Source organism: Curtobacterium sp. MCBD17_028, assembly GCF_003234875.1.
GTDB lineage: Bacteria > Actinomycetota > Actinomycetes > Actinomycetales > Microbacteriaceae > Curtobacterium.
Genome location: NZ_QKTQ01000003.1, coordinates 1 through 23,947, shown reverse-complemented (window position 1 = coordinate 23,947; position 23,947 = coordinate 1). Strand labels below are relative to the sequence as shown.

At 72.7% G+C, this 23,947-nt stretch carries 24 protein-coding genes and 1 pseudogene; 10 read left to right on the top strand and 15 right to left on the bottom strand.

Going from position 1 to position 23,947, the window contains the following annotated elements; translation table 11 throughout:
- The first annotated feature begins 97 nt into the window (after positions 1-97).
- The gene (locus DEI86_RS04550) at positions 98-646 is read left to right on the top strand and encodes a class F sortase (protein ID WP_146244860.1); all 549 of its coding nucleotides are present in this window, start codon (positions 98-100) and stop codon (positions 644-646) included.
- A 37-nt stretch (positions 647-683) separates the two neighbouring features.
- On the opposite strand, the gene DEI86_RS04545 is transcribed toward DEI86_RS04550, so the two are convergent.
- Positions 684-1,088 (bottom strand): DUF1304 domain-containing protein, encoded by a 405-nt coding sequence (locus tag DEI86_RS04545; protein WP_181434616.1) that lies wholly within the window; start codon positions 1,086-1,088, stop codon positions 684-686.
- A gap of 97 nt (positions 1,089-1,185) precedes the next feature.
- Entirely contained in the window at positions 1,186-1,473 is a 288-nt protein-coding gene (locus DEI86_RS04540; protein ID WP_111011559.1) for a putative quinol monooxygenase, read from the bottom strand.
- 197 nt (positions 1,474-1,670) lie between these two features.
- Between DEI86_RS04540 and DEI86_RS04535 the strand changes: the two genes are divergently transcribed.
- The 3 genes from DEI86_RS04535 to DEI86_RS04525 all read left to right on the top strand — a co-directional run bounded on the left by DEI86_RS04535 (position 1,671) and on the right by DEI86_RS04525 (position 3,879).
- Entirely contained in the window at positions 1,671-2,342 is a 672-nt protein-coding gene (locus DEI86_RS04535; RefSeq protein ID WP_111048912.1) for a haloacid dehalogenase type II, read from the top strand.
- Positions 2,343-2,404: 62 nt separating this feature from the next.
- Positions 2,405-2,767 carry a chorismate mutase gene (locus tag DEI86_RS04530; protein ID WP_111011557.1) on the top strand — a complete coding sequence of 121 codons (363 nt, stop codon included), beginning with the start codon at positions 2,405-2,407 and terminating at the stop codon, positions 2,765-2,767.
- The gene (locus tag DEI86_RS04525; protein ID WP_111048911.1) at positions 2,764-3,879 is read left to right on the top strand and encodes a beta-propeller fold lactonase family protein; all 1,116 of its coding nucleotides are present in this window, start codon (positions 2,764-2,766) and stop codon (positions 3,877-3,879) included. The genes DEI86_RS04530 and DEI86_RS04525 overlap by 4 nt, the downstream gene beginning before the upstream one ends.
- A 116-nt stretch (positions 3,880-3,995) precedes the next feature.
- Here DEI86_RS04525 and DEI86_RS04520 read toward each other — a convergent pair whose 3' ends face one another.
- From DEI86_RS04520 to DEI86_RS04505, 4 genes are all read right to left on the bottom strand, one after another.
- Entirely contained in the window at positions 3,996-4,940 is a 945-nt protein-coding gene (locus DEI86_RS04520) for a 2-hydroxyacid dehydrogenase (protein ID WP_111048910.1), read from the bottom strand.
- A gap of 2 nt (positions 4,941-4,942) precedes the next feature.
- Complete coding sequence (purL, locus tag DEI86_RS04515; protein ID WP_111012426.1) at positions 4,943-7,243, bottom strand: phosphoribosylformylglycinamidine synthase subunit PurL; 2,301 nt, start codon at positions 7,241-7,243, stop codon at positions 4,943-4,945.
- 256 nt (positions 7,244-7,499) lie between these two features.
- The gene (purQ, locus tag DEI86_RS04510; protein ID WP_111012427.1) at positions 7,500-8,195 is read right to left on the bottom strand and encodes a phosphoribosylformylglycinamidine synthase subunit PurQ; all 696 of its coding nucleotides are present in this window, start codon (positions 8,193-8,195) and stop codon (positions 7,500-7,502) included.
- Between the two features lie 5 nt (positions 8,196-8,200).
- Positions 8,201-8,452, bottom strand: coding sequence for a phosphoribosylformylglycinamidine synthase subunit PurS (locus tag DEI86_RS04505; RefSeq protein ID WP_111011554.1), 252 nt, complete (start codon positions 8,450-8,452; stop codon positions 8,201-8,203).
- A 125-nt stretch (positions 8,453-8,577) separates the two neighbouring features.
- Here DEI86_RS04505 and DEI86_RS04500 point away from each other — a divergent pair, with 125 nt between their 5' ends.
- Entirely contained in the window at positions 8,578-9,207 is a 630-nt protein-coding gene (locus DEI86_RS04500) for a PadR family transcriptional regulator (RefSeq protein ID WP_111012314.1), read from the top strand.
- Positions 9,204-10,892, top strand: a complete 1,689-nt coding sequence (locus DEI86_RS04495; protein WP_111048909.1) for a DHA2 family efflux MFS transporter permease subunit — start codon at positions 9,204-9,206, stop codon at positions 10,890-10,892. The genes DEI86_RS04500 and DEI86_RS04495 overlap by 4 nt, the downstream gene beginning before the upstream one ends.
- Before the next feature lie 122 nt (positions 10,893-11,014).
- On the opposite strand, the gene DEI86_RS04490 is transcribed toward DEI86_RS04495, so the two are convergent.
- The 6 genes from DEI86_RS04490 to purD form a co-directional block, all read right to left on the bottom strand.
- Positions 11,015-11,842 (bottom strand): cytochrome c oxidase assembly protein, encoded by an 828-nt coding sequence (locus DEI86_RS04490; RefSeq protein ID WP_111012428.1) that lies wholly within the window; start codon positions 11,840-11,842, stop codon positions 11,015-11,017.
- Between the two features lie 222 nt (positions 11,843-12,064).
- The gene (locus tag DEI86_RS04485) at positions 12,065-12,631 is read right to left on the bottom strand and encodes a GNAT family N-acetyltransferase (protein ID WP_111011550.1); all 567 of its coding nucleotides are present in this window, start codon (positions 12,629-12,631) and stop codon (positions 12,065-12,067) included.
- 19 nt (positions 12,632-12,650) lie between these two features.
- Positions 12,651-13,448, bottom strand: a complete 798-nt coding sequence (locus DEI86_RS04480; RefSeq protein WP_258376462.1) for an SDR family oxidoreductase — start codon at positions 13,446-13,448, stop codon at positions 12,651-12,653.
- 91 nt (positions 13,449-13,539) lie between these two features.
- Positions 13,540-13,866, bottom strand: coding sequence for a hypothetical protein (locus tag DEI86_RS04475; RefSeq protein ID WP_111027219.1), 327 nt, complete (start codon positions 13,864-13,866; stop codon positions 13,540-13,542).
- Positions 13,867-13,968: 102 nt separating this feature from the next.
- Positions 13,969-14,877 carry a phosphoribosylaminoimidazolesuccinocarboxamide synthase gene (locus tag DEI86_RS04470; protein ID WP_258376461.1) on the bottom strand — a complete coding sequence of 303 codons (909 nt, stop codon included), beginning with the start codon at positions 14,875-14,877 and terminating at the stop codon, positions 13,969-13,971.
- Positions 14,874-16,142, bottom strand: a complete 1,269-nt coding sequence (gene purD, locus DEI86_RS04465) for a phosphoribosylamine--glycine ligase (protein ID WP_111012430.1) — start codon at positions 16,140-16,142, stop codon at positions 14,874-14,876. The genes DEI86_RS04470 and purD overlap by 4 nt, the downstream gene beginning before the upstream one ends.
- 55 nt (positions 16,143-16,197) lie before the next feature.
- On the opposite strand from purD, the gene DEI86_RS04460 reads away from it, so the two are divergent.
- The gene (locus DEI86_RS04460; protein WP_111048908.1) at positions 16,198-16,563 is read left to right on the top strand and encodes a sterol carrier family protein; all 366 of its coding nucleotides are present in this window, start codon (positions 16,198-16,200) and stop codon (positions 16,561-16,563) included.
- A gap of 237 nt (positions 16,564-16,800) precedes the next feature.
- On the opposite strand, the gene DEI86_RS04455 is transcribed toward DEI86_RS04460, so the two are convergent.
- Positions 16,801-19,404, bottom strand: a complete 2,604-nt coding sequence (locus DEI86_RS04455; protein ID WP_111035497.1) for a LuxR C-terminal-related transcriptional regulator — start codon at positions 19,402-19,404, stop codon at positions 16,801-16,803.
- An 87-nt stretch (positions 19,405-19,491) separates the two neighbouring features.
- Between DEI86_RS04455 and DEI86_RS04450 the strand changes: the two genes are divergently transcribed.
- The gene (locus tag DEI86_RS04450; protein ID WP_111027221.1) at positions 19,492-19,938 is read left to right on the top strand and encodes a hypothetical protein; all 447 of its coding nucleotides are present in this window, start codon (positions 19,492-19,494) and stop codon (positions 19,936-19,938) included.
- 144 nt (positions 19,939-20,082) lie between these two features.
- Here DEI86_RS04450 and purF read toward each other — a convergent pair whose 3' ends face one another.
- Complete coding sequence (gene purF / locus DEI86_RS04445) at positions 20,083-21,540, bottom strand: amidophosphoribosyltransferase (protein WP_111011545.1); 1,458 nt, start codon at positions 21,538-21,540, stop codon at positions 20,083-20,085.
- Positions 21,541-21,610: 70 nt separating this feature from the next.
- Between purF and purM the strand changes: the two genes are divergently transcribed.
- Positions 21,611-22,711, top strand: a complete 1,101-nt coding sequence (gene purM / locus DEI86_RS04440; protein WP_111048907.1) for a phosphoribosylformylglycinamidine cyclo-ligase — start codon at positions 21,611-21,613, stop codon at positions 22,709-22,711.
- A 330-nt stretch (positions 22,712-23,041) separates the two neighbouring features.
- On the opposite strand, the gene DEI86_RS04435 is transcribed toward purM, so the two are convergent.
- Entirely contained in the window at positions 23,042-23,251 is a 210-nt protein-coding gene (locus tag DEI86_RS04435) for a DUF3073 domain-containing protein (RefSeq protein WP_111011543.1), read from the bottom strand.
- Between the two features lie 165 nt (positions 23,252-23,416).
- Here DEI86_RS04435 and DEI86_RS04430 point away from each other — a divergent pair.
- Positions 23,417-23,947 (top strand): annotated as a pseudogene (locus DEI86_RS04430) (hypothetical protein); the annotation flags it as partial.

Sequence of the window (23,947 nt, the reverse complement as noted above, 5' to 3'; positions counted from 1 at the left end):
CCTCGCGGCCGGCGCCCTCGCCGTGCTCATGATCGCCGGTGGCGTGAGCGGGTACTTCCTAGACGCCGGATCCTCAGCGGCCGGAACGGTGGTGGACATGCGCGGCAACGCCGTTCAGCTCGACCCGGAGGGTCCGATCGCGACCCGGCCCGCGACCGGGTCCGGAGCCACGACCGGTGCCGGAACCGAGGCCGGGCAGGAGGAACGGGCCGGCTCCCGGTTCATCGTCAGGTCCCTCGATCTCGACGTGCCCCTCGCTCGGCTCGCCGCCGTCGGCGGGGTCATCACCCCGCCCGGGTTCACGTCCGCCTACGTCGTGGACGGTCTCGGGGCGTCTCGCGCCGAGGGGGACCGCGGCACGGTCTTCGTGGTCATGCACTCCCTCCGCAACGGCGGCCTCGCGCCGGGGAACTTCTTGATCGACGTCGCTCGGCGGCGTGCTTCGGTGGCCCCCGGAACGGTCATCAGCGTCGGCGGTGTCGAGTACCGCGTCAGCACGGCGCGCGTCGTGCCGAAGGGTCGGCTCGCGTCGACCTCGTCGATCTGGAGGGACGTGCCGGGCCGACTCGTCGTGATCACGTGCCTCCAGCGACCGGACGGCCGCCGCTCCGTCGACAACGTGGTGATCGAGGCGACCCGGGAGTGAGCGGGGCCCGCCACGCGGTGCGGCCGGGAGGCGCGGCTCAGGACGCGAAGAACGACCCGATGAACGCGAACACGAGCGCGATCAGCGGGAACGACCCCTGCACCAGCGCGGAGTTGCGGTAGCGGCGACCGGTGGCCCCGAGGATCACCGATGCGCCGACCATGCACGCGCACGCGAAGACGACGAGAGCCCACCCGGTCGCGCTGCTGCCCGTGACGACGAGGACGACCCCGAGCACCGCCCCGATCGCCAGGAAGAGGTTGTAGAAGCCCTGGTTGAACGCCAGTGTCCGGGTCGATCGCGCCTCGGCCTCGTCCGCGATGCCGAACACCTGACGCGTGCGCGGGCTCGTCCAGGCGACGGATTCGAGGAAGAAGATGTAGACGTGCACCAGTCCGGCGAGGACGGCGAACACACACGAGATCCCGAGCACGATCGACATGGGAACCATTGTCCCAGGAGCGGGGAGCTGCCCAGACCACGCACAGGAGTGGTGTGGACGGCGGTGGTGTCAGCGGGGTGTGTGGGGGAACCGCCGATCAGAGTGCGCGGAACGTCCGCCGCTCCCGGCCCTCCAGATGGGGGATCGCTCCCAGCGTGCCGTACTCCGAGAAGTGGGGCGAGTCGATGTGTGCCTGGAACGCGTCGTCGTCGACGTACTTCTCGAAGATCCGGAACACGCGCGGCTCGGCGTCGTCGACGTAGACCTCGTACACGAGGTTGCCCGGCTCCGCGTGCGTGGCCTCCACGAGGCTCTGCAGGGACTCGGCGACGGTCCCCTCGTGTCCCTCGATCGCGATCCACGTGGCGCTGACGATCGTTGCCATCCTCGACTCCGTTCCCGTGCCTCCCGGCCCGCGCCGGTCCCGGCCGACGCCGGGCGCTGCCGGGCGCTGCCGAGCCTAGGCGGGCAGGAGGGCCGTGTCCGGCATCCTCCCCTCCACAGCGCCGACCGCACCGCCGTCGTCCCCAGGGTCAGCCGGGAGGCCCTGGCGCGCCCGTCCTGGCGCGTAGCGTCACCGACATGGACCGACCCGTCATCGTGCTCGACGTCAACGAGACCCTCTCCGACCTGTCGGCGCTCGCCCCGGCCTTCGAGGCCGAGGGGGCTGCCGGTGCCCTCGCGCAGACCTGGTTCGCCGCCACCCTGCGCGACGGCTTCGCCCTGACGATGGTGGGCGAGTCCCGTTCGTTCGCCGAGGTCGGACGCCCCGTGCTGCTCGGGCTCCTGGCACACGTCGAGGGTCTGCTCGACGAGCCGGCGGATGCGGCTGACGCGATCCTCGGAGCGTTCGCCGAGCTCCCGCCGCACGACGACGTCGCAGGGGGGATCACCGCGCTCGCCGCAGCGGGGCACCGGATCGTGACGCTGTCGAACGGGGCGGGAGCCAACGCACGGGCACTGGTCGAGCGAGCCGGGGTCGCGGACCTGGTCGAGCGGCACATCGGCGTCGAGGACACGAGCGTCATGAAGCCCCACCCGGACGCCTACCGGCGCGGGCTCGCGTCGATCGGGGTCGAACCGGGCGAGGCCGTGCTCGCCGCGGTGCACCCCTGGGACCTGCACGGTGCTCGGCGGGCCGGGCTCCGGACGGCGTTCGTCGACCGCACCGGAGCGCCCTGGCCGGCGGTGTTCGAGCGCGCCGAGTTCGCCGTGCCGTCCCTCGTCGAGCTCGCAGGCGTGATCCACATGTGAGTGCTCTCCACAGCCGCTGTCACACAGCGACCCGTGGTGGTGGCCGCCGTTAGGCTCGTCGCATGACCGCCGCCGATCAGCCCTCCGGGACCACCACCGACACCCGAGGAACCCGCTCGGCCTCGCCGTACGAGCGCTCCGCGGTCGACGAGCTCGCGGCGATCCGGCAGAGCATCGACAACATCGACGCGGCCGTCGTGCACATGCTCGCGGAGCGGTTCAAGTACACGCAGCGGGTGGGGTACCTGAAGGCCGCGGCCGGTATGCCGCCGGCGGACCCGGAGCGCGAGCAGGTCCAGGTCGCGCGGCTGCGGTCGCTCGCGGCGGAGTCGCACCTCGACCCCGCCTTCGCCGAGAAGTTCCTCAACTTCATCATCGCCGAGGTGATCCACCACCACGAGCGGATCGCGGTGGGCGACGAGTGACGGACACCGCGGACGGGGCGGGGCAGGGACTCGCCGCGCTGCGGTTCCTCGTCGGCGGGTACACGGCATCCCGGGGTGGGAACGCGACGGGGATCTCCCTGGTCGAGGCGGACACCGCGGGTGATCTGACGGCGCGGACCATCGCCGTCGTCGACAACCCCTCGTTCCTCGTGCAGTCCGGCGACAGCGTGTTCGCCGTGTCCGAAGCGGCGGAGGGCAGCGTGCATGCGTTCCGCCGTCACGACGCCACCCTCGAGCACCGTTGGGATGCCCCGAGCCACGGTGCAGACCCCTGCCACGCGCACGTCGATGCGTCCGGCGTCCTGCTGCTCGCGAACTACTCCTCGGGCAGCGTCGGTGCGGTCGCACTCGAACCAGCGGACGTGCACGCCGAGTCGGTCCTCCACGACGGGACCGTCGCGTACGAGCACGGCGCGGAGACCCGGGCCGGAGCCCCGGTCCTCTCGACGACCGGCACCGACCTCCCGCACGGCTCGGGGCCGGTCGTGACGCGGCAGGAGCAGCCGCACGCGCACCAGGTCGTCGCGGGCCGCAACGGCACCGTCCTGGTCTCGGACCTCGGCGGGGACGCGATCCACGAGTACCGCATGGGTGTCGACGATGACGGCGCCCCCGTCATCGACCACGTCCGTCAGCACACCCTGCCCGCCGGGACGGGGCCTCGGCACATGGCCTGGTGGGGCGACCACCTGCTCGTCAGCGGGGAGCTCGACGGACGGGTGCACCGCCTCCAGGCCGATGCCGACGGCGTCCTGCACGACGTCGAGAGTGCACCCGCGTTCGGCGGGCCCGTCGGCGAGACGCTGCTGTCCCACATCGAGGTCGACGACACCGGTCGCGTGTACGTGGCGGCTCGCGGGCGCGACACCATCTGCGTGCTCGATGCCGCGCAGGGGCTGCGACGCTTGGCGGAGGTCCCGTGCGGCGGATCGTGGCCGCGGCACTTCGCCCGCGTCGGCGGGTTCCTCCTCGTCGCGAACGAGCGGTCCGACGGCGTCGCGGTCCTGCCGCTCGACCAGGACGGCATCCCGGGTGTCCCCGTCGCGGTCGTCCCCGTTGGGACCCCGACCTGCATCGTGCCCATCGCCTGAGCCGAGGGTCGGGCAGCCCGGGGCGACGTGTCCGCGGGCGCCGTGTCCGCGGGTGCCGTGTCCACAGGCCACGCCCGGACCGTCGAAGACAGGCGGAACGGGATCGGTGGGCGGGGTCAGGCCGTGGGGGAGCCCGCCCCCTCGGGCTGGACCACGTTCGCGAGCGGCCGCCCGGCCGCCAGGGCCGCCACCTGCCGCCGCATGAGGTCCACCGTCCGCGGCACGCTCAGACCCGTGTTCCCTCCGACGTGCGGCGTCAACACGGTGTTCGGCGTCGTCCAGAGCGGGTGCCCCGCGGGCAGCGGCTCCGGGTCGGTGACGTCGAGCGCCGCGGACAGGCGCCCGGACGACAACTCGGCCACGAGCGCCTCGGTGTCGACGACCCCACCGCGGGCGACGTTGACGAGCAGGGCGCCGTCGGGCATGGCGGCGAGCAGTTCGGCGGACATCAGCCCGGCCGTCGTGTCGGTGAGCGGGGTGATGAGCACGACCACGTCGGCCGTCGCCACGAGCGTCGGGAGCTCGGTGAACGCGTGCACCTGCCGGCCGTCCTGCTCGCGAGCGGTGCGGGCCACGACGGTGACGTGGGACTTGAACGCCTCGAACCGCGCGGCGATCTCGCGGCCGATCGAGCCGTGGCCGACCACGAGCACCCGCCGTTCCGCGAGCGAGCGCCCGAGCCGAACGGTCCACTCCTGCCGGGTGCGCTCGAGCGTGTGCACGTCGAGGTTCCGGAGCGAGGTCAACGCCAGGCCGACGGCGAGTTCGGCGGTCTCGTCGTCGTGGATCCCGCGGCCGTTCGCGAGCGTGGCGTGTCCGGGCACGTGGGGGAGCGCCCACTCGTACCCCGCGCTCGGGAGCTGCAGGAGCTCGAGCCCGGGCAGGTCGTGCACGTACTGCCAGCGGTGACCGCCGCGGAAGTACGCCGGGATGAGCACGCCGGTGACGGAGGACGGCCGGGGGTGGGGCGACTCGATGTCCCACACCTCGAGCGTGACGCCGTCGGGCGCGGGCCCGAACAGGTCGAGCATCTCCGCGGTCGGCAGGGTGACGACCGTCATCGTCAGCCGAGCGTCCCCTCGGTGACGGTCTCCTCGACCACGGCACCGAACCGCTCGGGCAGGGTGCTGCCGTGGGTCCGACGGAGCTCGGCGAGCGGCACGGTGAAGGCGCCCTGGAGCTCGAGCGCCTGCGACTCCGCGTCGGTCACGCCGATGCGGAGCACCGGGTACCCGCGGCCGTCGCAGAGTCCCTGGAACCGGACGTCGTCCTCGCGCCGGACGGTGACGAGCACGCGGCCGGTCGACTCCGAGAACAGCGCGGTGGCGAGGTCGATGCCGTCGCGGTCCTCGAGCTCGTCGAGCACGACGCGCGCGCCGATGCCGAACCGCAGCACGGACTCGGCGAGCGACTGCGCGAGCCCGCCGTCGGCGAGGTCGTGCGCGCTCGTCAGCAGCTGCTCGTCGGCCGCGGCGTGCAGGAGGTCCGCGAGGGCCTTCTCCTGGTCGAGGTCGACCGCCGGCGGACGCCCGCCGAGGTGCCCGTGCACGGTGCCGGCCCAGGCCGAGCCGTCGAGCTCGAGCGAGGTCCGACCGAGCAGGTAGACGTTGTGGCCGTCGTCCTGCCAGCCCGACGGCACCCGCTTGGCGACGTCGTCGATGATCCCGAGGACACCGACCACGGGGGTCGGGTGGATCGGCGTCGTGCCGGTCTGGTTGTAGAACGACACGTTGCCGCCCGTGACGGGGATCCCGAGCTCCATGCAGCCGTCGGCGAGGCCCTCGACCGCCTGCGAGAACTGCCACATCACCTCGGGGTTCTCCGGGGAGCCGAAGTTCAGGCAGTCGGTCACCGCCGCGGGCACCGCACCCGTCGTCGCGACGTTGCGGTAGGCCTCGGCGAGGGCGAGACGGGCGCCCTCCTTGGGGTCGAGGTAGCAGTAGCGGCCGTTGGCGTCCGTGGCGATCGCCACACCGAGGCCGGTCTCCTCGTCGACGCGGATCATGCCGCCGTCGTCGGGGAACGACAGGGCCGTGTTCCCGAGGACGTACGTGTCGTACTGGTTCGTCACCCAGCGCTTGTCCGCCATGTTCGGCGAGCCGAGCACCTGCAGGAACTGGGTGCGGAGGTCCTCGCCCTCGAACGGACGGTCGAGCGAGGCCGCGCTGTCCTCTTGCACCGCGTCGATCCAGGTCGGGTAGGCGACGGGCCGGTCGTACACGGGGCCGTCGACCGCGACGGTGCGGGGGTCGACGTTGACGATCTCCTGACCCTGCCAGTCGATGACCAGGCGGCCGGTGCCGGTGACCTCGCCGAGGACGCTCGTCTCGACGTCCCACTTGGCGGTGACCGCGAGGAACGCGTCGAGCTTGTCCGGCCGGACGACGGCCATCATGCGCTCCTGGCTCTCCGACATGAGGATCTCCTCGGCCGTGAGCGTGGGGTCGCGGAGCAGCACGTCGTCGAGCGAGATGTGCATGCCGCCGTCGCCGTTCGACGCGAGCTCCGAGGTCGCGCACGAGATGCCGGCCGCGCCGAGGTCCTGGATGCCCTCGACGAGGCCAGCGCGGAACAGCTCGAGGCAGCACTCGATCAGGACCTTCTCGGCGAACGGGTCGCCGACCTGGACCGCCGGACGCTTGGTCGGGCCGCCCTCGGTGAACGTGTCGGAGGCGAGGATCGACGCGCCACCGATGCCGTCGCCTCCCGTCCGGGCGCCGAACAGGACGATCTTGTTGCCGGTGCCCGACGCGTTCGCCAGGTGCAGGTCCTCGTGCTTGAGGACCCCCACCGCGAGCGCGTTCACCAGGGGGTTCCCCTGGTAGATCGGGTCGAAGTAGGTCTCGCCGCCGATGTTCGGCAGGCCCAGGCAGTTGCCGTAGAACGAGATGCCCCCGACGACGCCGTGCACGACGCGCGCGGTGTCCTCGGCGTCGATGGCGCCGAACCGAAGCTGGTCCATGACCGCCACCGGGCGGGCACCCATCGAGATGATGTCGCGGACGATGCCCCCGACGCCCGTGGCCGCGCCCTGGTACGGCTCGACGTAGGACGGGTGGTTGTGGGACTCGACCTTGAACGTGACGGCGTAGCCGTTGCCGACGTCGACGACGCCGGCGTTCTCGCCCATGCCGACCATGAGCCGCTTGGTCATCTCCGGCGTGACCTTCCGGCCGAACTGCCGCAGGTAGTTCTTCGACGACTTGTACGAGCAGTGCTCGCTCCACATCACCGAGTACATGGCGAGCTCGCCCGAGGTGGGGCGGCGGCCGAGGATCTCGCGGATTCGCGCGTACTCGTCGGCCGTGAGCCCGAGGGCCTCGTACGGCTGCTCCTTGTCGGGCGTCGCGGCGGCGTCCTGCACGGTGTCGGGAGCCGGGACCCCTCGGCCGCCCGCGGACGGACCGCCAGCGGCGCCAGCGGGAGCGGGCCCGGGGATCGTCGGCGCCTCGGCGACCGGGGCGCCCGGCGCGGTCGTGGCGGGCTCGGGCGCGAACTGCGCGTGGGCGTCGGACTGCTGGGCGTCGGTCACGGCTGCGGAGGCTCCTGGTCGCGGGCGTCGACGGTTCGGCGCCGGGTGGTCACGTCGGTGCTCGCCGTGTGACGAGCGGGGGTGCTCGTCACCGGACGAGCGTCGACTCGATGACCGAGGTGAAGAAGGTGAGACCGTCGGTGCCCGAGGACATCGCGGCGGGGGTGTCCGGCCCGAACCCGGGCTCGGTGGCGTGCTCGGGGTGCGGCATGAGCCCGACGACGTTCCCGCGCTCGTTCGAGACACCGGCGATGTCGTCGATGGAGCCGTTCGGGTTGACCCCGACGTACCGGAAGACGACCTGCCCCTCGCCCTCGATGCGCTTGATCGTCTCGCTGTCGGCGACGAACCGGCCGTCGGCGTTCTTGAGCGGGATGGTGATCTCCTGCTCGGGCGCGAACCCGCTCGTCCACGCGGTCTCGGCGTTCTCGACGCGCAGCTTCTGGTCGCGCCGGATGAACTGCTGGTGTGCGTTCCGGGTGTGCGCGCCGGGGACGAGCCGGGCCTCCGCGAGCATCTGGAACCCGTTGCAGATGCCGAGCACCGGCATCCCCTTGTCGGCGGCGTCGATGACCTCGGCCATGATCGGCGCCTTCGCGGCGATCGCACCGGCGCGCAGGTAGTCCCCGTACGAGAACCCGCCGGGCAGCACGATGCCGTCGACGCCCTGGAGGTCGTGGTCGCCGTGCCAGAGCGCGACCGGCTCGGCACCGGCCAGGCGGACGGCGCGCTGGGCGTCGCGGTCGTCCAGCGATCCGGGGAACGTGATGACGCCGATGCGCACCGGGGTCACTCGCCCTCGACGTGGACGGAGACGACGTCCTCGATCACGGCGTTCGAGAAGACGTCGGCAGCGATCCCGCGGACCTCGTCGAGCTTGGCGTCGTCGACAGGCCCGTCGACGGACACCTCGAACCGCTTGCCGATGCGGACGTTCGTGAGGTCGGACTTGCCGAGGCGGGCCAGGGCGCCGCCCACGGCCTTCCCCTGGGGGTCGAGGATCTCTGCCTTCGGCATGACCTCGACGACGATCGTGGGCACCTTGTCAACTCCAACAGGGGTCGGGGGGAAGGGACCAGCCGAGTCTACCCTTGCGTCCGGTTGTTCCAAGGCGTATATTCCACGTCGAATAATCGGCGTCGGACAACCAGGACGGGAGGCCCTCCATGCCGGACATGACACCGCTCGCGTTCGCCGCGCTCGCGCTGCTCGCCGAGCGCCCCATGCACCCGTACGAGATGTTCCAGACGATGGTGCTCCGGAAGGAGGACCGGAACGTCAAGGTGCGCCCGGGCACGCTCTACCACCAGGTCGGGCGACTGACGCAACTCGGATACCTGGTCGAGCAGGGCACGGACCGCGAGGGCAACCGGCCCGAGCGCACCACCTACGCCATCACGGAGCAGGGGCGGGCGGTACTCCGCGAGCAGCTCCTGACGATGCTCGCGACCCCGGCCGAGGAGTACCCCGAGTTCCCGCTCGCCATCGCCGAGGCGCACAACCTGCCCCGCGTCGAGGTCCTCGACACCCTCGGCACGCGGATCGCCGCGCTCCGGGAACGGACGGCCTTCCTCGACGAGGCGTACGAGAGCGTCACCTCGAAGCACCTCCCCGAGCGCTACTGGCTCGACCTGGCGTACCAGCGCACCGTGCTCGCCGCCGAACTCGCGGCGGTCGAGCAGGTCGTCGACCGCCTCACCACGGGCGACCTCGACTGGGAGGGCGCGGACGACCACCCCGACGCCCTCGCGTACCACGCGACTGACCACCACAAGGAAGCAGAACCGAACGCATGACCACCGAACGCAAGCCCTGGCCGGCCCTCTGGGCCCTCGTCATCGGCTTCTTCATGATCCTCGTCGACTCGACCATCGTGTCCGTCGCGACCCCCACCATCGAGCGGAAGCTCGACGCCGACATCGACTCCGTCATCTGGGTGACGAGCGCCTACCTGCTCGCGTACGCCGTGCCGCTCCTCATCACCGGTCGCCTCGGTGACCGCTTCGGCCCGAAGACGATGTACCAGATCGGGCTCGTCGTCTTCACCCTGTCCAGTCTCTGGTGCGGGCTGTCCGGCTCGATCGGCATGCTCATCGTCGCCCGCGTCGTGCAGGGCCTCGGTGCCGCGATGATGACCCCGCAGACCATGGCGACCATCACGCGGATGTTCCCGCCCGAGCGCCGTGGTGCCGCCATGGGCCTCTGGGGTGCCACGGCCGGCGTCGCGACCCTCGTCGGACCGATCGCGGGCGGCCTGCTCGTCGACGGCCTCGGCTGGCAGTGGATCTTCTTCGTGAACGTGCCCGTCGGCGTCGTCGCCTTCGTGCTCGCGCAGCGGCTCGTCCCGACGTTCGACACGCACGCGCACTCGTTCGACGTCCTCGGCATCGTGCTCAGCGCCGCCGGGCTGTTCCTGCTCGTCTTCGGCATCCAGGAGGGCGGGACCTACGACTGGGGCACCATCACGGGCCCGATCTCCGTCTGGTCGCTCATCATCGCCGGCATCGTCGTGCTCGCCGCGTTCGTGGTGTGGCAGGGCGTGCAGAAAGGTGAGCCGCTCCTCCCGCTCGGCCTGTTCGCGGACCGCAACTTCTCGCTCGCCAACCTGGCCATCACGGCCGTCGGCGTCTCGATCTCGTCCTTCGCGCTGCCGGTGACGCTCTGGGCGCAGGACGTCACGGCGTTCTCGCCGACGCAGGCCGCGCTCCTCCTCACGCCCATGGCCGTGCTCTCCGCGGGGCTCGCGCCGTTCGTCGGACGCAACATGCACCGCGTCAACCCGAAGTGGATCGGGGCGTTCGGGCTCGCCTGCACCTCGGCCGGGCTGTTCTGGATCGGCTCCCTCATCGCCGGCAACGCGCCCTGGGGTTGGATCCTGCTCCCCGCGCTGCTGCTCGGCCTCGGCAACGCCTGCATGTGGGGGCCGCTGTCCGTCACCGCCACCCGGAACCTGCCGCCGCGCCTCGCAGGCGCCGGCTCCGGTGTGTACAACACGACACGGCAGATCGGCGCCGTGCTCGGTTCCGCCGGCATCGCCGCGCTCATGGAGTCGCGGATCTCCGCCGAGTTCCCCCACTCGGGAGGCGCGGGGAACTCCGGCAGCGCCTCCTCCGCGATCGGGGTGCTCCCGTCGTTCCTCAAGCTGCCGTTCAGCACCGCGATGGGGCAGGCGCTCGTGCTCCCCGCGGCCGTGCTGATCGTGGCGATCGTCGCCGCGCTGTTCTTCGCGAAGCCGAAGGCCGCGGCGTGGGGCGGGGCCGGTCGTCCGGCGGCGGGTGCGGGTGCCTCGGCGCAGGCCGGTGCCCCTGCCGCGGCGGCTGGTACTCCGGTCGGTGCCGGTGCCGGTGCCGGTGCCGGTGCCGGTGCCGGTGCCGGTGCCGGTGCTCCGGCGCGGGCTGGCGCCAGGGCGGAGGCCGGTGCGACCGCTGTCCCGGCCACCGTCGGCCCGACCACGGACGCGACGCCGACCATCCTCGAGTAGCCGCGCCCGGCCTCCCGGCCCCGCCGTCCCATGCGCCTGCATGTGGCGACGGGCCGCCGTCGTCCGACCGCGGGAGTGTCGGGAACCGGCGGAAGCGGGGGCCCCGGAGGGGGGACGGCGGGTCAGGCCTGGCGGCGGAACCGGTCGAGGTGTTCCCGCGTCATGGCCTCGACCTCCTCGTCGGACAGCTCGTCGATGCTGCGGGCCTCGCGGCGGTCCGTCCGCTGCCACCGGATGAACAGCGCGATGAGGATCGGGATGTCCCCGACCTCGGCGATGAACCAGAGCAGGTCCGCCGCCAGGTGCTGGTCCTGCAGGGCGGACGGCGCCCACGACGGCCCGACGAGCCCGACGCCCGCGTGGTCCATGACGTGGTTCGTGATCCGCATGACGACCCCGGGCACGGCGTCGAGCAGCAGCTCCACGAACGCGAGCAGGAACTCCGCCGTGAGGAACGTCGTGGAGCGCAGCACGCCCGGCTCCGAGATCGGCGCGACGAGCGCGAACCCGAGCATCGGGACGAACACGGTGATGACGACCTCCCACACGCCCGACGTGCGGATCGTCGCCGCGAGCGGGGTGAGGAGCACCGCGAACACCGCGAGCGCGACGAGCGGCGACACGATCGCGTTGCCGAGCAGCCGGACCGCCCGCGAGTGCAGCAGACCGTCGACGACGCGGACGCTCCGCTCGGAGCCCGCCAGACGGACGAGCGTGAGCGGGCCGCCGAGCGCGGCGAAGGTCGGCACGGCGATGAGCAGCAGCGCGAGCCGGAGGACGAACGCCCAGCGGAGTTCCCGGTCGTACACGCCGGTGATCCCGAACTGCAGGACCGCGAACAGCACGAGGGCCGCGACGAAGCCGAGCACCCGCGCTGCCGACCACTGGTGTCCGCGGCGACGTGCGATGACGAGCCACCGCCCGTACGCCACCGCAGCGACGACGAGCATCACGGCCGCGAGCGGGTCGAGGTGCCAGGTGCTCCAGAAGACGGCGGGCGTGGGCGTGGGGTGCCTCCTGGCGTGCGGGGCCGCGGCTCGCGCGGGAGCCGCGGCGGTGGAGGTTCCATTGTCGGTCCACGGCGACCGTCCGGCACGCTCCGCCTCGGTGAGATTCGGCTCAGCCCCGCTGTGCTCCGCACCGGGTGCCGTCGCGGCAGACCGGCATCCGGCTCAGACCAGCTGCGCGTCCCAGTGCAGTTCGCCGCCCGGCCAGTCCTCGAGCGTCGCGCGGACGGGCAGCACGAGCCACCCCTCGTCGTCGACGACGGTGAGGCCCGCCCCGTCGGCGGTGAAGGCCGAGTACCAGCCCGCGGTGTCGGAGAGCAGCCGCCAGCCGGCCGAGCCGTAGAACGGCACGCGGTCCTCGCCCGTCCCGAGCAGGCCGAAGGGGACCGCGAGCTCGTCGAGCACCGCCGCGGTCCGCGCCAGGAGCTCGCCACCGAGCCCCCGGCCCTGGAGGCGCGGGGTCACCCCGACGAGCCCGACCGCCCCGACGAGCTGGTCGCGTCCGCCGACGGTCACGAACATCCGCCGGATCCCGACGTGCGCGACGACGACGTCGTCCACGGTCGCGATCACCCGCCGTTCGGGCTGCATCCCGCTCCAGCTCCGCCCGCCGACGTACCAGTGGTCCCAGTCCGGGAACGCCTGCGCGAGCATCGCCGCGATGGCCTCGTGGTCGGTGAGGGTGAGGTCGCCCTCGCGGACGACGGTCCACTCGGGTGCGGGCTCGGTCATCGCTCCATCCTGCCCCGGCTCAGACCTCGAGCGAGAACCCGCCGTCGGACTTCAGCAGCTGCCCGTTCACCCAGCCGCCCTCGGGCGAGCAGAGGAACCCGACGAGCGCGGCCGTGTCCGCGGGGGTGCCGAGTCGACCGCCCGGGGTCCGCCCGAGCACCATCTCGACGACCTCGGGCGTCATCCACCCGGTGTCGTTCGGTCCGGGGTTCACGAGGTTCGCCGCGACACCGAGGTCGGCGAGCTCCTTGGCGGCGGCCAGGACGATCCGGTCGAGCGCGCCCTTGCTCATGCCGTACGCCAGGTTGAACGCGGTGTGGTCGCTCGTCAGCGCGACGATCCGGCGCCGCTCCCGCGGGACCTCGGCGGCCGGGCCCCGCAGTGCCTCGGCGTACGCCTGGATCATCAGGAACGTGGCCCGGGCGTTCACCGCGACGTGCCGGTCGAAGGCCTCGACCGTCGTGGTCGCGATCGACGAGTCGACCGACTCGGCGTGCGACAGCACGAGCGCCGCCACCGGTACGTCGAGCGCCGCCGCCGCCGCGGGCACGAGTCCCGCCGCCTGGTCCGCCTCCGCCAGGTCGACCGGGAGGCGCGCCACTCGGGCACCGGCAGCGGCGCAGACCTCGACCACCGCGTCGACCCCCTCGGGGTCCGGTGCGCCGTACACGCGCTCGTCGTACGGACCCCACCAGCTGAAGGCGAGGTCCCAGCCGTCCGCCGCCAGCCGTTCCGCGAGCGCCGCCGCGATGCCCGCGCGGCGCCCGACCCCCGTCACGAGCGCGACCGGTCGCGCTGATGTCCCTCGGTCGACCACGTCGTCGTCCTCCCCGTCGGCTGTCTCGTCCGCCTCGGACATCATGGCCTCGCTGATGACCGTCGACGGGCGGCACACGCCGGAACGGAGATCAGCGGTGGCAGCCCCCGGTGCCGAGCCGGACGTGGACGACCTCGTCGACGTGCAGCGTCGTGCGCAGCGTGCAGAGCCCCGACGCGCGGACCGTGATGCGCCCGAGCGGCACCCCGGCGAAGTCGGACGACTGCCCGGGGAGCATCGACTGGTGCTCGACGAGCTGCCCGTCGGCGTCGAGCACCTGCACGTTGTAGCGGTGTCCCTGCGCGGCGTCGGTGCTCACGTCGACGCTCACCCGACCCGTGCTGTCGTGGACGGAACAGCCCGCCAGGCCGGTGACGAGGCCTGCGGCCAGAGCGATGGAACACAGGACGCGAGGCACGGATCCAGCGTACGTCGCGCCTCCCGGACCGGTGCTCGGAGCGTGGCCGGTCGTGCTGCGCGGCGGGCTGCCGTGCTGCGCCGCGGGCTGACGTGCTGCGGGTCAGGCGCCGAGGCGTTCGATGAGCTCCCGGTACCGCGCTGCGGTCCGCTCGACGATCTCGTCGGGCAGCACGGGCGGGGCGCCCTGCCCGTCCCAGTGCTCGGTGAGCCAGTTCCGCACGATCTGCTTGTCGAACGACGCGGTGCGGTCGCCGCCCTCGTGGGCCTCGGCGTCCCAGTAGCGGCTCGAGTCGCTCGTCAGGACCTCGTCCGCGATCCGGATCTGCCCGGCGGCGTCGTGGCCGAACTCGAACTTCGTGTCCGCGATGACGACCCCGCGCTGCAGGGCGATCGCGGCCGCGGACTCGTACACGTGCAGGGACATGTCGCGGAGCGCGGCGGCGACGTCCGGCCCGACGAGCTCGACCGTCCGCTCGTAGGTGATGTTCTCGTCGTGGGCGCCCTGCGGGGCCTTGTACGCGGGGGTGTAGATCGGCTCGGGCAGCCGGTCGCCGTTCGACAGCCCCGCGGGCAGGGCGACGCCGCACACGCTCCCGGTCTCCTGGTACTCCGCCCAGCCGCTGCCGACGAGGTACCCGCGCACGACGCACTCGATCGGGAACATCGTGAGCGGCCGGACGCGCATCGACCGTGCCGCCACGGCCTCCGGTACGGGCGTGCCCTGGTGGGTCTCGCCGAGCAGGTGGTTCGGGACGTCCCCGAGCTGCGCGAACCAGAACCGCGACAGCCGCGTGAGCAGCTCGCCCTTGCCGGGGATCGGCGGTTCGAGCGCGTGGTCGAACGCGCTGACGCGGTCGCTCGCGACGAGCAGGAGCTCGGTCGCGGTCGCCGGGGAGGCCGCGCTCGCCGGCACGTACAGGTCACGGACCTTGCCGGTCGCGACGTGCCGCCAGCCCTCGAGCTCCGCTGCGGTCGCGGGGCGCACGCCCCCCGTCTCCGCGGCGGTCACCGTGCCACCCGCGCCGCGATGTCGGTGCGGTACTGCGCGCCCTCGAGGTGGATCCGGGACAGGCCGGCGTAGGCCCGGGCCCGCGCCTGCTCGAACGAGTCACCGATCGCGACGACGTTGAGCACCCGGCCGCCCGTGGCGATGAGCTGTCCCTCGAGCATCCCCGTCGCGGCGTGCAGGACGGTCACGCCCTCGAGTGCCGCGGCGTCGTCGAGTCCGGTGATCGGCCGACCGGTGACGGGGTTGTCGGGGTAGCCCTCGCTCGCGAGCACGACGGTGACGGCGGCACCGGGCGCGAACTCCGGACGCGGGGTCTGGCCGAGCCGTCCGGTCGCGGCGGCGAGCATGAGCGCGCTGAGTGGCGTCACGAGGCGGGGGAGCACCACCTGGGTCTCCGGATCGCCGAACCGCGCGTTGAACTCGATGACGCGGACGCCCTGCTCGGTGACGATGAGGCCGCAGTAGAGGAGCCCGATGAACGGGGTGCCCTCGTGCTCGAGCCGGCGGACCGTCGGCAGCGCCACGAGTTCGGTGACCTCGTCGACGAAGGCCCGCTCGGAGCCCCAGCGTTCGTCGAGCCACGGCAGGCGCGAGTACGCCCCCATGCCGCCGGTGTTCGGCCCGACGTCGCCGTCCCCGAGCCGCTTGTAGTCCTGCGCGGGGGTCATCGGCAGCACGTCGTGGCCGTCGCTGAAGAAGAAGAGCGAGACCTCCTCGCCGTCGAGGAACTCCTCGATGACGACGTGGCCGTACTGGAGCCAGTAGGTCGCGTGCTCGACGGCGGCCTGGCGGTCCTCGGTCACGAGCACGCCCTTGCCTGCCGCCAGCCCGTCCGCCTTGACGACGTACGGCGCGCCGAGGCGGTCCAGGGCGGCCTCGACCTCGTCCGCTGTTCCCACGTGGGCGGCCTCGCCCGTCGGGACCCCGGCCTCGGCCATGATCCGCTTGGCGAACGCCTTGGAGCCCTCGATCCGCGCCGCGGCCTTGCCCGGCCCGAACACCGCGATGCCGCGCGTCCGGAGCGCGTCCGCGACGCCCTCGACGAGCGGGGCCTCCGGGCCGATCACGACGAGTTCGATGCCGTTCTCGATCGCGTACTCCGTCACGAGCCCGCGGTTCGTCGCGTCGAGCCCGACCGTCTCGACGTCGGCGGCGATGCCGGTGTTGCCCGGGGCTGCGGTGATGACGTGGCCGGCGTCCTCCGCGAGGAGCGCGGCGATGATCGCGTGCTCACGGGCACCGGAACCGAGGACGAGGATGCGCACGGCCACAGCCTACCGAGCGACGGTCGACCGCCGGCCCGGGCGGTACGCTGACGCCGTGCCCCGCAGGACCATCGACGCCGCCGAGGGCGCCGCCGCGCTCGCCGCCGTGCAGGGCGGAGCCACCGATCGCACGTCCACCGCGACCGCCGTGCGGTGGACGCTCCAGGTACTCGCCGACACCGTGCCGGGCAACAGCGTCGAGGTCCGTGTCCCCCCGTACGGAGCCGTCCAGGCCGTTCCGGGACCGCGCCACACGCGCGGCACGCCGCCGAACGTGGTCGAGACCGATGCCGCGACCTGGATCGCCCTCGCCACGGGGGCGATCTCCTGGGCCGAGGCGGTCGGAGCCGCGCGCGTGACGGCGTCGGGATCACGCGCCGACCTGGCCCCGTTCCTCCCGGTCCGCCTGCCGCGCGCCTGACCGCGCTCGATCGGTCCGGTTGTCCCCCGTGTCCCTCGGGCGGGTGACAGATTTAGGTACCTGCTTACCGATGCCGACCGGTGGGTCCCCTCGTTAGCGTTGGTGGAGCCACCGGGAGGCGGGCCCGACCCGAACGGGCCCGACCCCGACGACACCCACACGACGCTGCCCGAACAGCGTTCGTGTGGGTGCCATGGCCGTGATCACGGCGCACGTGGTGTGCGGCGGACTCGACGATCAGAGTCGATCGACGAGTTCCGACCGCGAGTGGATGTCCCACTTGGCGAAGATCCGCGCGATGTGCGCGTCGATCGTGCGAACGCTCCGACCGAGCTGCTCGGCGATCTGTCGGTTGCTCAGCCCCTGCCCGGCGAGCTCCGCGATCTCGTACTCGCGACGGGTCAACGGGGGGCCCTTCTGGCCGACGCGGATCATCACGCCCGCGGCCGCCAGGGTCGCACGTGCCTCGGCGATGACCCGCTCGTCCCCGCTCGCGAGCGCCGCTGCGTGGCCGACGATCGCCGGCGCGAGGGCACCCTCGACGTGCTCGGCGGCGGCGCGGAGCCGGGCCAGGGCGCCCCGGGTGTCGGCCCCCTGCGCGAACAGCAGCACGAACTGGACGTTGCGCGCGAGCATCGCCGGCATCCACGCGCCCGAGCGCTCCGACCGCTGCGCGATCGTCATGGCGTCCGCCATCGCGGCAGGTCGCCCGAGCACCGAGTCCGTGAACGTCAGGCTCAGCGGGATCTCCTCGCCCGTGATGCGCATCCCACGGAGCGGCGTCGCACGGGCGCGTTCCGCCGACACCACGGCCTCGCGCGTCCGCCCCGCGACGGCCTGCGCGAACGCGAGCTTCGCCCAGGCGTATCCGGCGAACCCGCCGTGGTCGAGCACCGCGAACCGCTCGCACGCGCCGGAGAACGCGGTGATCGCGTCGTCCCAGCGGCGCTCCGCGAGCGCCTGGTTCCCGGCGCCGAGGAGCTCGAGCGTGAAGTCGTACTTGAAGAACGGGCTCCACCGACGGTCGACCTGCACCGTCAGGCCGCTGACGTCGCCCGCCCAGAGCTGGACCTGGTGCAGCACCGAGTACAGCTCGCCGAGGCTCCACGGCGCGACCTCGATGTTCGCGGCGGCGACCTCGAGTGACGTCCGGCACAGCCGCAGGGCCTCGCCGATCCGGCCGGTCGTGGCGAGTGCCACCACGGCGCACGGTGCGATCGCCAGGAACCCGAACGGGATCACGGGCGCGTGCAGCACGCCGCTGCGCTCGACCTCGGCGAGCACCTCGGCGAACCGGCCGCCCCAGCCGAGATGCGTCAGCCGGAGGACCCGGAGACGCTCTCGGGACGCGTCGTCCACGAGCGTCGCGGCCTCCTCGACCAGGGCGACCGCGGCGTCGACGTCGTCGTCGTGGAACTGCCGGAGGTTCGCCAGGACCTCCACGGCCTCGACGAGCAGGTCCCCGGGCAGGGCGGTCGGGTCGGAGCGGGCGAGCAGCCAGGCACGTTCGGCGTCGTGGCGCGCGGCCTCACGCCCGACCCCGTAGGTCCGGGCCGTCGCTCGGAGGCACAGCGCGGCCACCGACACCGCCAACGTCGTGTCGTCGGCCGACAACGCTGAGGAGGCGAGCGCCGTCGCGCTCTCGTACTCCTGCAGCCGTACCGCCACCCCGGCGGCGTCGAGCAGCTGGTCGGCCGACGGCACGACGCCGCACTCGAGCGCCCACAACGCGGCACGGAGGCGCGCGGCCGGTGGGGCGTCCCCGCCGACCGGGTCAGCGCGGAACGCGTTCGCCCGCGCGAACAACCGGGCCCGACGTGCCACCGGGACGAGGGACCGGACGACCTCGCCGACGAGCGGGTGGGCGGGCCGGACCACCGGTGTGCCGTCCGCCGTCATGTCGGAGTCGACGGACACGAGACCGAGCGACGCGACGCGGTCGACATCGGCGTCGTCCACCAGGGCCAGCAGCCGCGACAACGGGATCGGGTCCGCCAACGCCACGATGTCCACGACGTCCCGGAGGGCCGGTTCGAGGCCCGCGAGTTCCGATCGGTACATGTCCGCCAGGCTGTTCGACGCGGTGATCCGCCCGGGCCAGTACCACCCCGACGCGGTCCGCTCGAGGGCGCCGGACGCGACCGCCGCGCGGACGACCTCGCGCAGGTGCAGGGGGTTGCCGCGGGTCGCGCGGTGCACCCGTTCCACGCTGGCGTGCTCGAGCGGGCCGGAGAGCGCCCGCTCGAGCAGCCGCTCGGTCTCGCGGAGGTCGAGCGGCGTCAGGTCGATGCGTTCGAGCAGGTCGTCCTGCCACAGGCGGCGCAGGGGCTCCTCGAGCCCGGTGAAGTCGCGGCACGTCAGCACGAGCCGTGCGTGCGCGTGCCGGACGAGCCAGGCGACGTACCGCGCGGTGATCGGGTCGAGGTGGTCGGCGTCGTCGATGCGCAGGACGACGTCGCGGTCGACGAGGTCCGCCGCGACGCGGAGGGTGTGCTCGGCCTCGAGCTCGTCGGTGAGCGCCGCGGCCGGCAGGTCCCCGAACCGGGCGATGGCGGCCGCGAACGGCTTGGCCGTCTCGTGCGGTGAGGCCGTGATCGGAATGACCCGGACGTCCCCGGTGCTGCGCTGCGCCACGCGGTCCGTGACGCGCGCGGCCACGACGCTCTTGCCGAGTCCCGCCGCGCCGACGATGGCGACACTCCAGCCGTCGTCGGCGAGCACGGTGACGGCGCGGTCCTCCTCGCGCCGGGGGACGAGTGGCCACGGGAGACGGGCACCGGGACGGGAAACCCGTCGGCGCGTGTCGTCCTCCGGCTCCACCACGGCCGTCGCTCCTCGCATGTCGGGACTTCGTCGTCCCCCATTGTCCTCGGTCCGGGGGACCCATGGCCAGGCCGCGGATGTCCCACAGTGGGGGACAATGGTCCGGTGAGCACCACCGAGCCGTCCCCAGACCGCGGGACCCCCGACGAACCGCGGACCGTCGACGCGTCCGTCCCCGCCCCGTCCGAAGTGGCGTCGCGTCGTGAGGTCTCGATCCGGCGTGCTCCGAAGTTCGGCGTGTTCATCGTCGGCGGCGGCCTGCTCGGATTCGTCGTGACCTTCTTCGTCGTGCTCGCCACGCAGCACCTCGCCGACGGCGCGTCCGTCGCCACGACCGGCACGAGCCGCGGGTCCGACGTCGGGTTCTGGGGTCTCGTCGGGTACTTCTCGTTCTACGGTGTGACGGCGGGCGGCGTCATCGGCGCGATCGTCGCGATCGTGCTCGACCACCGGTTCTCGAAGCAGGCCCGACGGCTGACCGCCGAGCACCTCGGCATCACATCGCCGACCGAGACGGTCGACGGCGTCGTCGAGGACGACCGCGGGCGCTGAACCCGACCGCGGGCGCTGAGTGCGACCGCGGGCGCCGCGGGCGCCCTCCCTCCGGTCCGAGCACCACGCCTGGTCCGACGGGCCGGACACGCGTGACGGCCGGGAGGCGGGCCTCCCGGCCGTCACGCACGCGTGCGTCGGGCGTCAGCTGAGCTGGTTCGCCTCGACCCAGGCGAGGTACTCCGGCGTGACGGTGCCCGTCACGTACTCGCCCGTGAAACAGCTCATCTCGAGTTCGGTGACGTCCGAGCCCTCGATGATCGCCTGCTCCATGTCCGCGACCTCCTGGTAGATGAGGTGGTCGCTCCCGAGCACGGCGTTGATCTCCGGGATCCGGCGGCCGTGCGCGATGAGCTCCGCGCGGGTCGGCATGTTGATCCCGTAGACGTGCGGGTAGCGGACCGGCGGCGCGGCTGACGTGAACGTCACGTTGTTCGCCCCCGCCGCGCGGGCCATCTCGACGATCTCGCGACTCGTGGTGCCCCGGACGATCGAGTCGTCGACGATGAGGATGTTCTTGCCCTTGAACTCGCTCGACATCGCGTTGAGCTTCTGGCGCACCGATCGCTTGCGCTCCGCCTGCCCCGGCATGATGAACGTGCGGCCGACGTACCGGTTCTTGTAGAAGCCCTCGCGGTACTCGATGCCGAGCTTCCGCGCGACCTGCATCGCCGCGGGCCGTGACGAGTCCGGGATCGGCATGACGACGTCGATGTCGCCCGCCGGCGCGTACTTGGCGACGGTGTCGGCCAGGCGCTCGCCGAGGCGGAGCCGGGCCTCGTACACCGAGATGCCGTTCATGATCGAGTCCGGACGAGCGAGGTAGACGTACTCGAACGAGCAGGGGACCAGGCGCGGCTCGACGGCGCACTGGCGCGAGACCATCTGCCCGTCGACCGAGATGAACACGGCCTCGCCCGGGGCGACGTCGCGCACGATGTCGTACCCGCCGGACTCGAGCACGAGCGACTCGCTCGCCACGATCCACTCGCTCGACCCCGCGTCGTCGAACCGGTGCCCGAGGATGAGCGGCCGGATGCCGTAGGGGTCGCGGAAGGCCAGGACGCCCTGCCCGGCGATGAGCGCGATCGCGGCGTAGGAGCCCTCGACCCGCTCGTGCACGCGTGCGACGGCGTCGAACACCTGGTCGGGGTCGAGGTCGGTGCCGCGGACCTGGGCCTGCAGTTCGTGCGCCAGGACGTTGACGAGCAGCTCCGTGTCCGACGACGTGTTGAGGTGCCGGCGGTCGATGTCGAACAGCTCGCGCGTGAGCTCACGCGTGTTCGTCAGGTTCCCGTTGTGGACGAGCACGATGCCGTAGGGGGCGTTCACGTAGAAGGGCTGGGCCTCTTCCTCGTTGCTCGCGGCACCCTTCGTGGCGTACCGGACGTGGCCGAGGCCCATCGTGCCGAGGAGTGCGCGCATGTCGCGCGTGCGGAAGGCCTCGCGCACGTGTCCGCGGGTCTTGTGGGAGTGGAAGACGTGCCCCTCGGCGGTGGCGATACCGGTCGAGTCCTGCCCGCGGTGCTGCAGGAGGAGGAGTGCGTCGTAGATGGATTGGTTGGCTGGTCCCTGGGAGACGAGACCGACGATGCCGCACATGCGCAGCGGACTCCAGACCGTAGAGTGGGGGGTACCGAACAAGTCTGCCACGCCCTCGGAGGATGAACGAATGGCGAATCCCTACGCCGAGGCCGGTGTGGACACGGCGGCGGGCGACCTCGCCGTCGAGCTCATGAAGACCGCGGTGGCGGCGACGCACTCCGCGTCCGTGCTCGGGGGCGTCGGTGGGTTCGCCGGGCTCTTCGACGTCTCGTTCCTGCGGGACTTCAGCCGTCCGTTGCTCGCGACCTCGACCGACGGCGTGGGCACCAAGGTGGCCATCGCGCAGGCGATCGACAAGCACGACACGATCGGCCAGGACCTCGTCGGCATGGTCGTCGACGACATCGTCGTGGTCGGCGCGCGGCCGCTGTTCATGACGGACTACATCGCCTGCGGCCGGGTCGTCCCCGGTCGCATCGCGGACATCGTCGCCGGCATCGCCCGCGGCTGCTCCGCCACGGGCACGTCGCTCGTCGGCGGCGAGACCGCGGAGCACCCCGGGCTGCTCGGTCCGGACGACTACGACGTCGCCGGTGCCGCCGTCGGCGTCGTCGAGGCCGATCTGGCCCTCGGCCCGCAGCTCGTGCAGGACGGGGACGCCGTCATCGCGATCGCGTCGTCCGGCCTGCACTCGAACGGCTACTCCCTCGTCCGGCACGTCCTGGCCGCGCGGGGCGTCGGGTACACCGACCACTCGGACGACCTCGGCGGCACCGTGGGCGAGGTCCTGCTCGAGCCGACCCGGCTCTACACCGCGCCGCTGCTCGACCTGCTCGGCGACCCCGTGTTCGCCGGCACCGTGCACGCGCTGAGCCACGTCACGGGCGGGGGCATCGCGGCGAACCTCGCCCGGGTCCTGCCGCGCGGTGCCTGGGCCGAGGTCGACCGCACGACGTGGGCGCCCCTCCCGGTCTTCCGCGTGCTCGCCGACATGGGCGACATGAGCGTCGAGTCGACCGAGGGCACCTGGAACCTCGGCGTCGGGATGATCGCCGTCGTCGCGCGCTCCGCCGCCCCGCAGATCGTCGCCGCGCTCGGGGCCTCCGGGCTCGCCGCCTGGCAGGTCGGCGAGGTCTCGACCGCCGAGCACGACCTCGCCGGTTTCGAGCAGGGCGCCAAGGGCGTCGACGGGGGCGCGGTCCGGCTGGTCGGACGCTACGCGGACTGACGCGCTCGGGCCTGCACGCCGCTGCGCGATCGGGCCTGCACGCTGCTGCGCGATCGGGCACGCGCGCTGCTGCGCGCCCGGACGACACCTGCCCGCCCGGACGACGGCGCCCGTGTGTCCTCGACCCGCGCCCGTTGCGGCCGCGCGCCGACTGCGCGTGCGGGCGACAACGGCGCGATCAGGCGACGGCGCACTCGTCGTCGGGGCGCCCGGTCGCTGACCGCGCACGAAGCCTGCGGACACAGCGAAGCGCCGCGCGGTCCTCCGCGCGGCGCTGCTCCCGACGATGCCGATCCCGATCCGGGACGACGCCCGGGCCGGACGACGAGGTCAGGCGGACCGGTCGTGCTGGTCCTGCTCCTGCTCGACCTCGTCGTCATCGTCGGCGTACTGATCTGCCCACTTGTCGACGTAGTCGTCCGAGGACTCATGCCCTGCGGACAGCTCGCGTTCGAGCGCACCGTAGTTGGTCTCGGGGCTGAAGTACTTCAGCTCCCGAGCGACCTTGGTGTGCTTCGCCTTCTGACGGCCGCGCCCCATGCGTGACCCCCTCGTGTGATCGGCCCGGCATCCGGCTCGGGCCCGTCTCTCCGGGTCGAACCCGGGCAGCCGAACGGTGCGTGGTTTCGAAATCTAGCGGTCACTTTACCATGTACCCCGATCCGCTCATGGTCGTCGGGGGGCGTCCACAGGAGAATCGAGGGGATGCACGCCACCCTGCCGACCGGACGCACGCGCGTGCTCGTCGTCGGTGCGGGTCAGGCCGGGCTCGCGGTCGCCTACCATCTCGGCCGGCTCGGGCTCCGGACCGCCGATCCGGCGTCCTCCGCGGGCACCGTCGGCCTGCACGAGGTGGTCGTCGTCGACCGGGCACCCGGGCCGGGAGGCGCGTGGCAGTTCCGGTGGGAAGCCCTGCGGCTCGGCGCGGCGCACCGGGTGCACGAGCTGCCGGGCATGGGGGCCATGGGCCTGCACTTCGCCGACGCCGACCCGGAGCGTCCTGCCCGGGACGTCGTCGCGGAGTACTACGGCCGCTACGAAGCGCACCACGGGATCCACGTGGACCGCCCGGTGGAGGTGGTCCGTGTGGCCGACGGCGGCCGGGACGGCGGCGCGGACGCCGGCGGCGGGAACCGCGGCGGCGGGGACGGCGGCGGCGCGGACGACGGCGGCGCGGACGACGGCGGGGACCGCGGCGGCGGGGACCAGGTCGGCGGGGACCAGGTCGGCGGGGAC